The sequence below is a fragment of the Psychrobacter sp. P11G5 genome, from assembly GCF_001593305.1.
Taxonomy (GTDB): Bacteria; Pseudomonadota; Gammaproteobacteria; order Pseudomonadales; family Moraxellaceae; genus Psychrobacter.
Genome location: NZ_CP012533.1, coordinates 2,032,342 through 2,048,131 on the forward strand (window position 1 = coordinate 2,032,342; position 15,790 = coordinate 2,048,131).

Genomic DNA, 15,790 nt, shown 5'->3' on the forward strand with positions numbered 1-15,790 from the left:
AGCTGCTTATAGTGCGTCTAATATAGATCATGCCACTACGGCTACACCTCTCTACGCTATTACGAAATCTGCTGTCACCAACCTTGGTAACAAAACATTCGATACCAATAATGCCAATGCTTATGTTGATTATACAATTACCATTAAAAACGAAGGTACTGCAATTGGTACAGCAGTAAATATCATAGACACCTTGCCGACAGGTCTTGTGGCAATACAATCTACAGAACCAAACTATAAGGCGCCTACTGTAGTTGCTACTGGTGGTAGTGCAGCTAAAGCCGCTGTGATATCAACTAATGGCAAAGAAGTTACTGTTACTGCTCAAGACATAAAAATGAACGAAACCATTACTATTACTTTCCGTGCTAAGAAAGATACGACTACACCTGCTACTGGTACTAACATCACCAACTATGCAGTCGTAAAAGATAGTACTAAGGACAATGGTACTTTCGATCTTGTCGATAGCTCAGGCGATGGAGCAGATAGTTCAGTCTCAGAGAAAACTTATGAAGATACGACAGCTGCTGATTATAAGGGTAAAGATAACAATAGTAATGCTACAGTCACTACCAGTAATCAGACTCGTGCTATCGCCATCAGTACCGGTATAAATAAAGAAGTGGCATTAGTTAGTAGCAACAACACTTATATCTATACCATTACGAACAACGGTACCGATGTCACTGAAGCAGCAACTGCAAACGCAGTCAAATTTAAAGTGACGCCAACTGCGGCTTCAGTTAACAATCCAGACGATCCTAATATTAATATTACACGGGTATTTGCAGATGTAAATGACAATGGTTTATATGACACTGGTGATATTATTTTAACGTCAGATACAGACGGTAACTACGATCTTAACAAAGCTGCGCCCAGTGGTATAGCACCGACTAAATTCGTTAAAATCGGTGTAGAGGTATCGACCAATGGATCAGGTAGCAATCTTGCAGGTGCCACGAATAATCTTGGTAACTCTGAGACTATGACGATTGCCGTGCTGCCACAAGGTTCAGTAGCCGGTACACCAGCACCCGTTAACGTCAACACCACATCGACTACTACGATGCAGGGTATCAATCTAGTCAAATACCAAGCAGTCGCTGCATGTACGACAGCGATAGGTGGCATTGCTGATGCAAGTTGGTCTCAAAATACTGCTCCTGCAACGCCTGAGCAATGTATATTTTACAAGCTTGAAGCAACCAATACGTTTAAGACTGGTAGCGGCATAAATATCACCAATGTTACATTATCAGATACTTTAGCCAGTAAAGTCACTTACCGAAATGACTTCGCGGCTACCCCGACAGCAACTAACCAAACTGTTGCGCCTTTAGTTGAAGGTACTTTTGCAACATTAACACCGCAGTCAAAAGCGACTATCAAATTCTCTGCGAAGATTTCTCAAACAGGTACTAACCAACCTTAACTTTATTTTCATATATTTTATTTAAAACTTAGGACGTATATCTAAAACTTGGGAAGCTACTTTAATCACGTATTAAGGTAGCTCCAATTTTAATTTTCTAATGCCAGTTTTTACCCAGCTTTTACCAACATCTAAAACTCTTCATTGCCTACAATACACTCTTCATTAAAGATAAAACTTAAATAGTTCCTGCACATACAGCATGAGTCTATCTAAGGCCTGTCATTAACTAGCACATCTACACATTCAGTGGCTCTCGAAGGATTAAATTGCTGCTAAATATCGTCAAAAACCTTGTCACTCTCTCCATATACTCGATAGTTCTTTCTTGTTCAGTAATGATTTTTTACCTTAAATCTTGTAATTTAAATGATGACATGCCTTATCTGATTTGTTCTCAATTAATCCCAATTTGCCTAAATATTTAATTTTTGGCATATATTTTGCACATTCCACTCTAAATTCGGTGATTTTTTGCCTTTAGTCATGCTTTAGTTACCGCTTACGGTATAAGCGCTTTAACCATTCTACATTGTGATGTTTAGAGTAAATTTAGTTCCGAGGGAATAAGATGCAAGAAAGCAACCGTGCAACCTCTAAAAGACATACAGACATCCGTGCAACCTCCAAAAGACATACAGACATCCGTGCCACCTCCAAAAGACATACAGACATCAAGTTAGTACTAGGCCTAACTATATCTACTCTCTTGTTCGTTGGAATGAGTATAGGCAGTCAAAATGTCTACGCTAACCCATTCTTACCATCATCTACCCCAACCTCTACGGCAGGCAGCTGCCCAGCTACTCATAAGATGTACTATATTGGAGCAAGCCCGCCAGCATATAGCCCTATAAACTCTCAAGCTCTCAGCTGGACGACAGGCAATCCTTCCAATACTTTTACGTTTGTAGAGACCTCCGGTAATAAGACTTTTTTAATAAACTTCCCCCTACTTTTAGACTTAAATAATAACTATGGTGGTACGCCTCCCTTTTATGGATCTATCAATGGCGCTACTACATCAGCGCTGAATTTAGTTCACGACTCTCCTGCTACCAAAATCAACCATATTTTAGATATCAGTATCAATCGATCAGTGAGTAAAGTTGGTTATAAAATACAAGATTTGGATTCGACTGGCAGCTCTGGGCAAGTGCCCTATATCGAACAGGTTGATGTTTCTGCTAAGAAAGGACAACTGACCTCTAATCCTAATTTTCACACTATCAATACTGCTAAAGATATCGTAAAAGCTCGTGAAGGACTGAACTGCGGTACGGGAGGATGTACTATTGATGCAGCTTGGAGTTATAACATTGCTGATGTTTTTCTTAATCTAAAGCATAGCAATACGCTGACGCAAAGAAATAGTCCCCATGCTATTGGCTATTCAGATTTTTACTTCTGTCTTGCTCCTCCCAAAATTATTGTTAAAAAACAGCTTGATGGTAATCGCGTCAATGATACTAATATCAATCGCGATCAGTTTTCTATCAGTATCAACAATGCCACAACATCACTCAAGACTTTTGAAACGACTGGCTCAGGACAAGTTGTTACTAATGATAATAGCGGTGTCGTAGAGCTTGCAACCAGTACGACTTATACGATCATTGAGCGTGTTACGAACAATCAAAACAATGGCGATATCATTGCCTACAATGCGGCTTACACTTGCAACAACGCTACGAATGGTAGTACGACCGTCATGCCTACTACTGCGATGACTTATAACGCGTCTGCCAAAACTCGCTCATTTACTATATCCAATGCCACTCATGGCGACGAGATCACTTGTACTATTACTAACAGTCCATCTGCTAGTGTCCCATCGAATTATACCTTTGCAGGTATCGTCTTTAATGACAATGGCGGTATCACAGCTAGCACCAGTACTAAGCAGGATATTTCTGCGGCCTTTACAGGTAACGGTAATTATTATAATGGTGTATTTGATAGCAATGAATCAGGTATCTATGACCCTAACTTACGTATCAGTCTCACTGATTGCAATGGCAACAATATCGTATCCACTTCACCCAATCCGCAAACCGTCTCAAGTGCTGCAGCAAGTTTAGGTAGATATAGTTTCAGCGTCAGCCCAAACACCCTTGTAGGTAGATCAAAAGTTTGTCTAGTCGAAACTGAACCAAACCCTTGGGACTATAGTGAAGATACGACTATTAATACTCAAGAAGTCGCGCTAGTCGCTAACGTCTATAACTATAAAACTGAAAAGAACAGCTCAGGTGATGTCACACGCAATCTTGATTTTGGTGAAGTAAAAGCAGACAACACAGCGTTGGTACTCAAAAAGCTCCAGTATGTACATACCTGTAATGACACGCTTAACTACTCTAGCATCACTAATACTAGTCAGCCGACTACAGGTTTTAGTATCAATCCAGCCAATGATGTTAAGCCAGGAAACTGTATCGCTTATAAGTTAGAAGCTTACAATCGTGGTCATGTTGACTTGAATGAAGTTAAAATTAACGACTCTTTACAGCGTACGCCCGTCGAGTCTGTATTTAACTTGCCAAGACCGTTAGGAAACCCTTCATCAGTATTCAGAAGCACTAATACATCAGCACCTATAGGCGTAAACGGTGTAATTATTTCTGATGCCTTTGATTTATTAAAAACGTCTGTATCTTCAACGGAGCCAACTAAGGCAATTTTATACTTTAATACTAAATATGGCTCTAAAAATACAAACCCTTAAATGACTAAGGCTTTGATTTTTTAAGTAATTCACATCCCACTGAGGAACTCGTAAACGTCATTTATCGGTTATTTGGTGACTATTTATCGGTTCTCTGTGAGAATAAAAAACAAAAAATTGTTGCACTTTTTACTAGCAAACCATTGTTCGTACTCACATTTTTATGTAGGTTGGCAAGGATATTGCACGTAGAATTTACCCAACTGAGGATTTTGATATGAAATTATTTCAATTTTTACGCCACGCTCTTATCACCACTGCAGTATCTGCATGCTTAATCAATATATCGTACGCAGCAGATGCTCTAAAAATGGAGCTACAGGCCAATAAGATTGTAAAAACTGCTGACGGCAAGGTCAGCTACATTGCAGCATCAAATGCTCAGAAGGGTGAGACCGTACAGTACCGCGCTACTTATACCAATGTCATTGATCAGCCTATTAGCGATGTTGCTGTGACTCTCCCTATTCCTGCCAGCATGATATTTACTGGCGAGGCAAAACCAAACAGCGCACAAGCAACTATCGATGGCAAAAATTATGCTGATATGCCGCTTGTACGTAAAGTAGATGGCAAAGTCGTCAAAGTTCCATTATCTGAATACAAAGCTCTTCGTTGGAATATTAAATTACTTCCTGCAAAAAAATCAGCAGATGTATCACTTAATACCACTGTCAACTAAACCTTTTAACTTTGACCTTAGCTATTCATTTTTTTACTCAGGAGAATCTCTGGATGAAATCCAGCACCTTTAAGTACTCAGTATTGACAGTCGGTATCGCAGCGGCTTTTGGCATGACTAATGTTGCGAATGCAGCTGAATCAATAGCCGCATCGACTCCTACCATTAAAAACATAGCCAGTGCTACGTATAAAATAGGCACTGTTGCGCAAACTGCGGTTCAGTCTAATCCTGTAACTGTTAACATCACGCAAAGTGCAGCCTTCAGTTTAACGGCTACAACTACTGATGATAATGCTGCCGATGACTATAACCGCAACATCATTGTGACCCCGAAAGGTCGTGTTGCCTTTAACCATATCTTAACCAACTCAGGTAACGTAGAAGATACTTATAAGCTTAACTTAGCTCAGGGCGGTACTATTCCAGGTAGTACGCAAGATGCAAGCTCTTATGATCTAGACGCTACCAATGTCACTTACATTATCTATAATGCGGATAATTCTGTAAAAAGCACTACTACTGTTACTGGTACCGTTTTTCAAAACACTGACATTACACTTAAACCTAATGAGCGCGCTGAGATCTTAATTTCAGCAAAAACAGCAGGGAACGTTGGCGGCAACTCACAGAATTTAACGTTATCAGCAGTCAGCGACTTCTTCACAGGTGCTGATACCACTAAGGCGACGTTAACCAATATCGATAACAGTATTACTAAGGTAGCTGTATTTAAAATTACCAGTAAGGTAAGCAGCACCCTAAACCTAAATGATCCAACATCGAAGGTCACTTATACCGTCACTGTCCGTAACGATGAGACTGCACCTTATGCTGCCAATGCCAACAACATCGTTGTTTTCGATGGTTTACCAGAGGGCTTACGTCTAGCAGATCAGCCGAACTTAAGCGTCAGTAATAATGCCACTATTGTACCGGGTAGAGAAGGTAAAGGTACTAGCACTTCTAACGATAGCATTAGAGTTACTTTATTGAATTTAGCACCAGGTGAAACAGCCACTATTACCTTCGATGTGCAAAAAGATCAAGCCGAACCACTTGCTGATCCTAAAAAAACTATCAACCACGCCTCTATAACTCTCAATCTTGGTGAAAACCAAATCATTTATGACACTACGGATAGTACTGACCCTAAACAAAATACCAGTAACTTCTATCCAGCTGCTGATGATAGTGAAGTTACAGACGGTACTGTTAGTACAACTACTGGTAGTGACTCAGCAGCACCTTTAGTTTCTAACCAGCGTGCTATTAACATATCGTCACCTACTACTAAAGAGATACCAACTACTACGACAGATACGACGCAGATTACACATTCAGCTGTCATAAGAAATACTGGTAGAGAGACTGAAGGCGATCAAGTAGGTGAAATTAAATTCACTATCACTGAAGGTGCCAACGACCAAATCACCCGAGTACCGAACACGGTAGAGGTGGTATATGATGCTGACGACAACCCAGCAACTCCCAACCTCACCTACACAGTCACACGGGACGGTAATGGCGATTATGATCTAAGTACAGCCGTACCCAAAAATGGCGGAGCAGCATGGACTGGTATGGCACCGAACTCAAGTGTCACTATGAACCGCCCCGACTTTATCGGAGAGTGATTTACTTGAGTCAGGCAGCGATGCCTGACAGGGTTAAATTATCATAATACCGCTTTTCAAAATCAAAAGGTGACACATAACCAATCGTACTATGCAGTCGTGTTTTATTAAACCAGTCCACCCACTCAAGGGTTGCCAGTTCAACATCGTTCACACCAGTCCAGTTTTGCTTTAAATAATGAATCACCTCAGACTTATAAAGCCCATTGACCGTTTCAGCCAATGCGTTGTCATAAGAGTCGCCTGTTGTACCAACAGAGGCAATCACGCCAGAATCCGTCATTTTATCAGTATAGCGAATGGATAAGTACTGAACCCCTCGATCACTGTGATGAATGACATCTTTGGGATGGTTTCTATCTGCTATTGCTTGATTTAAAGCCGCCATCACCATATCGGTGTTCATACGATTAGATACCTTCCAACCAACGATAGCACGGGCAAACACATCAATAATAAAAGCGGTATAGACCCAGCCGCTTGTCGTCTTGATATAGGTAAAATCTGCAACCCACAGCTGGTTAGGACGATAAGCGCTAAAGTTACGATTGACTAAGTCATCAGCGCGCTTTTGGTCGTCACGGCTGTTGGTGGTAATCTTGCCTTTGCCACGCCAGACGCCTTGTAGGCCATACTGCTTCATTAATCGCTCTACGGTACACCGAGCAACCTTTAACCCGTCAGCTTTCATCTGCTGCCATACTTTACGCGCACCGTAACGGCATTTGCTGTCCTGCCAGATGCGTTTAATCTCGCTGAGATAGTAGTCGTCATGCTGACTGCGCAGTGAGCGTTTTTCAGGGTAGCTCTCCAAGTCTTTAGCACGGTGATAGGTTGATGGGGCAATCGGTAATACTCTACAGATCAGCTCGACCCCATAATTATTCTTATGATCGTCGATGAATTGAATCATGATTTTAGTCAGCGGTCGAGCTCCGCCTGGGCGAAAAAAGCGGCAGCCTTACGTATGATCTCATTGGCTTGCTTGAGCTCTCTGCATTCGCGTTCAAGCTCCTTGATGCGCTCTTTATCACTTTGCGCTTGCACCGATGCAGGAATAGTTTGATCGATGTGTTTTTTATGCCACGACCGCAGGGTTTCAGGCGTACAGCCAATCTTAGGGGCAATGGCTTGAATCGCTGACCATGTGGAGGGATAGTCGCCCAACGCTTCTATCAGCATGCGAACGGCGCGTTCTTTAATCTCAGGAGTGTAGGTTTGTTTTTTCATTGTCGTATTCTCTCAGAATGTTGAGTCTCCGACAATCCCGGGGCGGTTCACTATCAACTACAAAGTAGAGTCTACACAAGCAATCATTGACTCCACTGAAAAAACCTCAGTTACGTTAGTCGTTGGTGGACAGGATGCGCCTACGGTAGGTGCTCGCTCTGTTGAGAATACTACTATAGTAAAAGGTCTAAAGCTGGTCAAAAAACAAGCACTAAATGAAACCTGTGCTGTCAATGCTTCTCTTGTATTTACACAAGGTGATGTCGCTGCAAAACCCGGTGATTGTATCGTCTATAAAATTACAGCCTTTAATAACTTTTCAGCATCGGATACACGATTTAACTTCACTGACCTGATCGTAACGGATACGACAGATCGCTTTAATAATAAAGCTCAAGTACTAACTTCAAGTACTACCCCTGCCTTTACTGTCAAGCTAGCCGAAGTAGCTGACGCAGATACATCGCCTGCAGACAATACTTATGGGGCATCAGCTAATTCTACTGCTGTTAGTGGCACGGTACCTAGCTTAGCACCTCAAAAATATGCAGCATTAGTATTTTCGGTAAAAATTAATCCTGACGGTGCTGCTCCTGGCTCACTTTAGCATTACGTAAATTACTTATTTTTATATACCGTTATCTGTGATTAAGCTTATAGATAACGCAAAAACTGTCTTTGCTTAGGTTGCTCTACAAGTAAGCAAAGCAAAGACAGCCCCTCTGTTTTTGGATTTGATTGGATAATCACGTAATATGACATTTCACTGTATCGCTCAGTCTACTCGTCTATCGGCTAAAGCAGCCAAGCTATCTGCATTAACGGCAGCTATACTGATTATGCAATCAAATTCTGCTGCGGCAGCTACGTCTGATGTACTCAGCATCATCGATAATATTGCCAATGCTCACTATTACGTTAGTAATGACAAAGCAGTATTATTAACCAGCACCTCAAACCAAGTAAAAGTCCAAGCATCTGCGTTAGAGAAGTATGACCTTCGCCTAAGCCAATCACCATTGCAGACTGTAGCGTCTGGCAGTGAAGTGATATGGAAAAACCTATTAACCAATAATAGCTATAGTGATGAAACCATCGCTCTAAGCTACGATATTCCAAGCAGCCTATCTAACTTTACAGTCTATCAAGATATCAATAAAGACGGTCTGATTGATTCAGATGACTTATTGATCACCAATCTCAACTCAATCAAAATTGGGCAAGGTGAGAGTATTCAGCTCATCGTACAGGCTCTTACTGATAGAAATGCAAAAGATGGTGATACTGCTGATATTAAGATTGGTGCAGTCGTCGTTGAAGATGCGTCAGTAAAGGCAGCTGTGACCGATAGTTTAATTATCGTCGAGCCTAGTATTAATTTCACTACTTGGAACTTTAACGGTAGCAAAATAAATTCGCAAATTGGCGATGACATTTATGTTGAAGCCAGCTATGCACAATGTAATGTACAGCCTGATAAACCAGATCAAGTTTGGGTGACTATCAAGTCTGCTAATCCACCAGTTGGAACTGGTGACACTTACTCACTTAAAGCTATCGAGACAGGTAATAACACGGGAAAGTATCGTTTATCAGCGCCAACACAAAATAATGCCAATGCACTCGATGATAATATTCTTCAAACCTTACAAGACGACACGCTACAAGCTAAACTGGTCGCCTGTATTGATCCTTCTGTCGGTCTCGATCAACAACCTAGTCAATCTGATCTAAACTACATTGATGAGCAGATTAGTAGTGAAGTCGCTATCATTGACGAGACTCCCGACTTACAAGTCAAAAAAGAAAGCGATGTCAAAACTGCTGAGCTTGGCGACTACGTCAGTTACACTATTAAAGTCACCAATGACAATAGCGTCGCAACTGCTTATGACGTCCAGCTAAAAGATGCCCTACCACGTGGCTTTGATTACGTGAGTGGTAGCTTACGCATTGATAAGGCTCAAACCACTGAGTTTAAAGCAGATGGTAAATACCAGGTTTTAAGTTTAGGTAATATGGGTCCTAAGACAGGAAAAGAAATTACTTATCGCGTTCTAGTAGGCTCATCCGCCTTGGGCGGTGACGGTATTAATCGCGCTATCGCTCAAGGTCGCAATGAAAACGACCAAGTATTAGTCTCTAGAGAATCACAATGGAAAATTGATGTCAGCCGCGGCGTTATGAATACCGATGGTATCATCGTTGGTAAAATATACCATGACATCAACCGCGATGGTATTCAACAAAAAGATAATGATGAGCTTGGCGTAGCTGGTGTTCGTATTTATATGGAAAACGGCAACTATATCGTCACAGATCCTGAAGGAAAATATAATTTCTACGGTATCAGCGCCAAGACTCACGTACTAAAAGTTGATCGCACGACTTTACCTATTGGTACTGAACTCATTATTCAAAGTAATCGTAACGCAGGCGATGCCGGTAGCCGTTTCGTCGACTTAAAATATGGCGAAATGCATCGTGCAGATTTTGCGTTGGTAGGCGGCATGGCCGATAGTACTGAACGTTTAAATCAAGAACTCATCACACGTAGCAAAAATATTAGTACTAAAAATGATGCCCTTGAGCAAGCCGTCAAGAGCGAGTTGGCTTTGGAGCCTGATTACGACCTCAATAATGACGACAATGTCGATGCTAGTGGCTGTAAGTCTAATGATGAATTAGACCGTGGTATTCAATGTGACTCAGCAATTGTTGCTGATATGGCTAACCCTACTGCCGAGCGTGTTAACTTAACGGTCAATACTATCGCACCTCCAAAACAAAAAGAGCTTGAAGAATACCTGAAAAAGGTGGCTAATAATGATGTAGCATTCATTAACTTGAGCTCGGGTCAACAGTTGAACTCGTACAAGCAGTTGGTTCAAGTTCAAGCACCATTAGGCTCAAACTTTACCCTATATGCGAATGGTAAAGCCGTATCAGAAGAAAAAATCGGTAAAACAGCTGAACAAGCCAATCAAAGCGTTACTGCTTTTGATTATTACGCTGTTGATTTTAAGCGTGGTAGCAATACCTTACGCGGCGTTGCCACTGACGTAACAGGCAAAGTTATCTCAGAGCAAACCATCGACATCATCGCGCCTGACAGCTTACAAGCGATTAATTATCGTACTCAAGAGCGTTTGATTGAAGCTGACGGTGTGAGCGAATACCAAGTAGTCATTAGCCTAAAAGATCGTAACAATCTTCCTTACATCCCATCAACACCTATCACTATCGATACTAATATTGGACGTATCAATCTAAAAGACAGTAATAAAGATCAAGCTGGTACCCAGTTTAGCGTAGACGGTGGCGAACTACTGATTCCAGTAATTGCACCAAATGCGCCAGGTAAAGGTGAGCTGATTATCGATACTGGTAGCAGCAAACAAGTGATTCCGCTACAATTTACGGCAAAGCTACGCCCGCTCATCGCGGTTGGTATTGTAGAAGGCGCTATATCATTAAAAGACTTTGATAGCGGAAGTATAACCGATGCCCAAGGCGCATTTGAAGAAGAGCTACATGAATTTGCAGGTGGTGACGACTATTCAGCAACTGGTCGTGCGGCGATGTTCCTAAAAGGCAAAGTACGTGGAGACTATCTGCTGACCCTAGCTTATGACAGCGACAAAAAAGGCGAACGTCTGTTCCGCGATATCGATCCAGGTGAATATTATCCAGTATACGGCGATTCATCAGCCAAAGGTTTTGACGCTCAGTCTACGAGCAAACTATATATTCGTTTAGATAAAGGTCGCTCATTTGCTATGTACGGCGACCTAAAAACTCAAGTTGATAACGACGATGGTATTAAGCTTGGTAAATACAGCCGCACTTTAACGGGTATTAAAGCTCAATTTGAGGATACCGATACCCGTATCACGACTTTCCTCGCTGAAACCAGCTCATCACAACGTGTTAATGAAACGCGTGGTCTTGGTATTTCGGGTCCTTATCCACTCGCTGGCGACTTTGACGCGGTACTCGAAAACTCTGAAACCATCGAAGTCATTACTCGTGATGCGAATAACCCTGGCCTGATCATTAGCCGTGAAACACTAACGCGCTTTGCTGACTATGAAATTGATCCTATTAGTCGCAGCCTGTATCTTAAAGCCCCTATTGCTAGTCAAGATATTGATGGCAATCCTATCTATTTACGTGTCACTGTTGAAGTGGACGAAGGCGGCGAAAACTATTGGGTCGGCGGCGTAGCAGCCAAACAACAGCTAACAGATAAAATCTCTGTTGGTGGTAGCTACATTAATAGTGATGATCCACTAAACAAAGAACAGCTTGCCAGCATTAACAGTGTCATCAAATTTAATAATAAGTTGAATCTGGTCGCAGAGTATGCCAAGAACAAAGCTGAAAACCCTAATTATGAGCCTAGCAATCAGATCAATGCAGAGTTATTAGAAGGCGACAATGCTGAAGGCGACGCCCTACGTATTGAGCTAAACTACGATGATAAAAACCGCACGCGCGCTAAAGCTTATTATAATAAAGCTGATGAAGGCTTCGTTACTGGTGCCTCTCCACTAACCGCTGGACGTACTGAATCTGGAGTAGAAGTCACTCATAAGTTAAAGAACAAAACAACTGCGCTAAAGTTTGAAGGCATACGTACTAAAGATCATACTACCGAAGCCAGTCGTGAAGGCATACAGGCGAGTATCGAACAACGCCTAAGCCAAAACATCGTTGGTGAGATTGGACTACGTTATTATAAACAAGAAGCGACTGCTGCCTCACGTAATACGCAAGCTGCAACTGATGTCATAAACACTGATATTGTAGATGAGGATGAGAAGCCAATATTTAATGACAGTCTGATTAACCAGTCGGCACTTAATGGCGTAAATACTTTAGAAAAAGATATCGAAGGCATGACCGCCCGCGCCCGTATTACTGCTCGCTTGCCTAAGCTTAATAAAGCGTTGGTGTTTGCTGAATATGAGCAAGATATTGATCATAGCGCACGTAACGCAACCTCTATCGGCGGCGAAACTCCGCTAGGTAATTTAGGTCGTCTTTATGCGCGTCATGACTTAATCAACAGCCTATCAGGCAGCTACGGTCTTGATGATACCGATGAGCGTCAGCGTACTGTTGTAGGTTTTGATGCCACCTATATGAAAGATGGTAAGGTCTATAGTGAATACCGTGCTCGCGATGCTATTAGTGCACGTGAAGCTGAAGCAGCTATTGGTCTAAAGAACAAATGGTATGTCCAAGAAGGTCTGACCTTAAACACTTTATTTGAGCGTGTTGAATCGCTTGAAGGTGAAAAAGATAGCACTGCGACCGCAGTTGGTTTTGGTGTTGAATACCTTGCCAAAGAAGACTACAAAGCATCAGGCCGCCTAGAAAAACGCTGGGGTGACACTAGTGATACGCTGCTCGGTAGTGCCGGTATCGCCTATCGCTATACTGATGACATTACCCTACTGGCAAAAGACATCTACTCACGAGTAGACTATGACGATGGTCATCGTACTATCAACCGCTTTCAGCTTGGTGCTGCCTACCGTGACTATGACAGTAATCAGTTAGACATGCTCGCAAAGCTTGAGTATCGCTTAGACGATAACAGTACTGGAACAGATCCGTATCAAAAAGACTCACTAATATGGTCATGGAGTGGCAACTACCATCCAACGCGTCCATTAACGCTATCTGGACACTATGCGGGTAAATATAATCAATACGAAGCTGATAATTTAGAAAGCGAAAACACAGCTCATGCTGCTTATGTACGTGGTTTATACGATATTAGTGAGCGCTGGGATATTGGCTTACAAGCAGGTACCTACTGGAACAATCAAGCCAACGATTTAGCTTATATGCTGGGTGCTGAAGTTGGTTATAGTCCAATGACTAACTTGTGGTTGTCACTTGGCTACAATTTCATGGGCTTTGAAGATGAAGATATCGCTTATGATGATAGTACTCAAGAAGGCGCTTACTTTAGACTGCGCTTCAAGTTTGATGAGGACTTGTTCAAACGTGATGATCCACGTAAAAACAAACGCCTAAGTACTGAGACTAAGTACTGAGACTAAGACTTAAGCGATATGTAGCGGATAAAATAGTCTTAAAAATGACAAATGACAAATGACAAATGACAAATGACAAATGACAATAGCTGATAAAAATTATAAGATAGCTCGTAAATGGATTACCATACAATAAGGCTTGCGTTATGCTAAATACTTCACAATTGATAGCGACAGTATCGGCTTATAAACGCCATACGCGTACTATATTGTCTGTAATGATATTATTAACGCTATCACCATTAGTACAGGCCGCAGGTAACAATCATGCTGATGATAGCCTGAATAAAGATTTTGTTATTCCAATAAGCTATTGCTACAACGGTAATGCCACGCAAAATGTTCGCCCAAAACATAAGATGGTTGAGCAGCAAACTATCGACTGTATGCTGACTGAGCTGGCTTTATACCAAAAAAACTCTCTAACCTCACGCCAGCAATATTTTGCTTATAAAGCCCAAGCTTGGCTCAACTATGCTTCTCATGAAAATAGTATTAAAAGCAACACACAGGCTGGTAGCCAAGCATTAAAAGCTGGTGCTCATATTCTACAAAAGTTACGAAGCAATGCTGATGAAGAATTGAAGTTAACGACTGACATTCCATCATCATCTGCTTTGATGAGGCCTGATTTGTGGGCGACAGTAAGCGCTCTAAAAGATAGTGCTTCAAAAGACAGCACCTCAACAGATAGCAACAGTATAATTATTGCGCCACGTGAGCTAGCATTTAGTGAGGTGGCTTTGATTTGGGCAGCAGCTGATCAATGTGCACACGGTTGGCGTCAGTCTGGTACGCATTTTCGTATGGCTGAACGCTGGTTAGAGCAAGCACGTGAAGCATATGTCAATGCTCACGACTCAAAGACTAACGTAGCACTTGAAAGCTCAATTGTTGATTATTACAAGCAATATGCACCTTTAGATCCGCATGATGATGTTTGTCATGGTCAATCATTGCCTCCAATGACTCAAGTTGCTGACAGTAAAAGTGATAATAGTGTACTTTTAGTACACTCTACAACGATACCGATGCCAATACCGACCGTCACTTATCGTATTGGATATAAGACTATAAACCATTTAATTAATTAGAGTACTGATTGTAAGACACAAAAAAGCTGGCATCGCGCCAGCTTTTTTATTATGTCGTACTAACAACCATATTTTAACCATTAAAACTTAACGGTTTTTGCGTGGTAACTTTTCTGGCAAGTAGCAACGCAGGTAAGCAATAGATGCAGTGGTCGCTTCTTGCAAATAATTATCTGTGATACTGGCATGACGACGATAAGATAAAGTAAATACGCCGTTGATGATACTATAGGTCACTAGAAGTATATCTTGTATATCTTCAAACTTTGGCATCTCATAGCGCTCTGATAAACGCTTATAGACTAGCTCAACGATTTGATGATCCATATCTTCACCGAAACTATCACCTTCAAAATCTGGCGTATTAGTATCATAAATCAGTTTAGCTTTGGTTTGATCATCATGAAAGATATTCACACAGCGTTGGATAAGCGCAGTTAAATAACCCTGCCATCTGTCATAGTCTACCGTCTCAACAGTGGTTAGTATTTCTAAAATTTCAATCGCATTTAAGAAACGCAGTGCTAAAAATATCGCTTCAATATTAGGAAAAAAGTGATAAGCAGAAGCTCGCGGAATACCCGCCTCTTCACACACATCAGCTAAACTAATATCATTAATAGCGCGAGTCTCGCTTAGCTTCTTTGCACCCATCAACAGTTTTTGACGGCGTACGCGGCCTTGCTGACTAGTAAACTTAAACTTATTAGGCACCAACTTCTTTGCCAATTCTGAATCGACCAATATGTCTTCTATTTTGTCATCTCTATGATCACTCATTATAAACCTCTTAGTATTACGCCCTATTATGTATAAATACGATCTTCATCGAATAACATTAGCACTAAATCAGCATGCTAATGTCAGTTTAGTGGTAAATATTGTTACTACTATATCCAATGAAGAAGCA

The 15,790-nt window shown here is 41.5% G+C and carries 8 protein-coding genes and 1 other annotated feature; of the genes, 6 read left to right on the top strand and 2 right to left on the bottom strand.

Annotated features, from left to right (window positions below; genetic code table 11):
• Window positions 1-58 precede the first annotated feature (58 nt).
• From AK825_RS08225 to AK825_RS08240, 4 genes are all read left to right on the top strand, one after another.
• Window positions 59-1,438: a DUF11 domain-containing protein gene (locus AK825_RS08225; RefSeq protein WP_227514155.1), complete on the top strand. Its 1,380-nt coding sequence runs from the start codon at window positions 59-61 to the stop codon at window positions 1,436-1,438.
• 571 nt (window positions 1,439-2,009) lie between these two features.
• Window positions 2,010-4,166, top strand: a complete 2,157-nt coding sequence (locus tag AK825_RS08230) for a hypothetical protein (RefSeq protein ID WP_068036168.1) — start codon at window positions 2,010-2,012, stop codon at window positions 4,164-4,166.
• 217 nt (window positions 4,167-4,383) lie between these two features.
• On the top strand, window positions 4,384-4,848 hold the full coding sequence (locus tag AK825_RS08235) for a hypothetical protein (RefSeq protein WP_068036170.1): 465 nt from the start codon (window positions 4,384-4,386) through the stop codon (window positions 4,846-4,848).
• A gap of 53 nt (window positions 4,849-4,901) precedes the next feature.
• Complete coding sequence (locus AK825_RS08240) at window positions 4,902-6,485, top strand: DUF11 domain-containing protein (RefSeq protein ID WP_068036172.1); 1,584 nt, start codon at window positions 4,902-4,904, stop codon at window positions 6,483-6,485.
• Window positions 6,486-6,495: 10 nt separating this feature from the next.
• Here AK825_RS08240 and AK825_RS08245 read toward each other — a convergent pair.
• Window positions 6,496-7,715 (bottom strand): IS3 family transposase gene (locus tag AK825_RS08245; protein WP_149038742.1). Its coding sequence is split into 2 segments (ribosomal slippage): window positions 6,496-7,430 and window positions 7,430-7,715, totalling 1,221 coding nucleotides; the frame shifts between segments, so codons are not numbered across the junction.
• Window positions 7,324-7,440, bottom strand: a sequence feature (AL1L pseudoknot). Its footprint overlaps the gene before it by 117 nt.
• 755 nt (window positions 7,716-8,470) lie before the next feature.
• On the opposite strand from AK825_RS08245, the gene AK825_RS08255 reads away from it, so the two are divergent.
• Entirely contained in the window at window positions 8,471-13,786 is a 5,316-nt protein-coding gene (locus AK825_RS08255) for a DUF11 domain-containing protein (protein ID WP_068036175.1), read from the top strand.
• A 146-nt stretch (window positions 13,787-13,932) separates the two neighbouring features.
• Window positions 13,933-14,880, top strand: a complete 948-nt coding sequence (locus AK825_RS08260; RefSeq protein WP_203226466.1) for a hypothetical protein — start codon at window positions 13,933-13,935, stop codon at window positions 14,878-14,880.
• An 87-nt stretch (window positions 14,881-14,967) separates the two neighbouring features.
• Here the strand turns inward: AK825_RS08260 and AK825_RS08265 are convergent, their stop codons facing one another.
• Window positions 14,968-15,660, bottom strand: a complete 693-nt coding sequence (locus AK825_RS08265; RefSeq protein ID WP_068036176.1) for a TetR/AcrR family transcriptional regulator — start codon at window positions 15,658-15,660, stop codon at window positions 14,968-14,970.
• Window positions 15,661-15,790 lie beyond the last annotated feature (130 nt).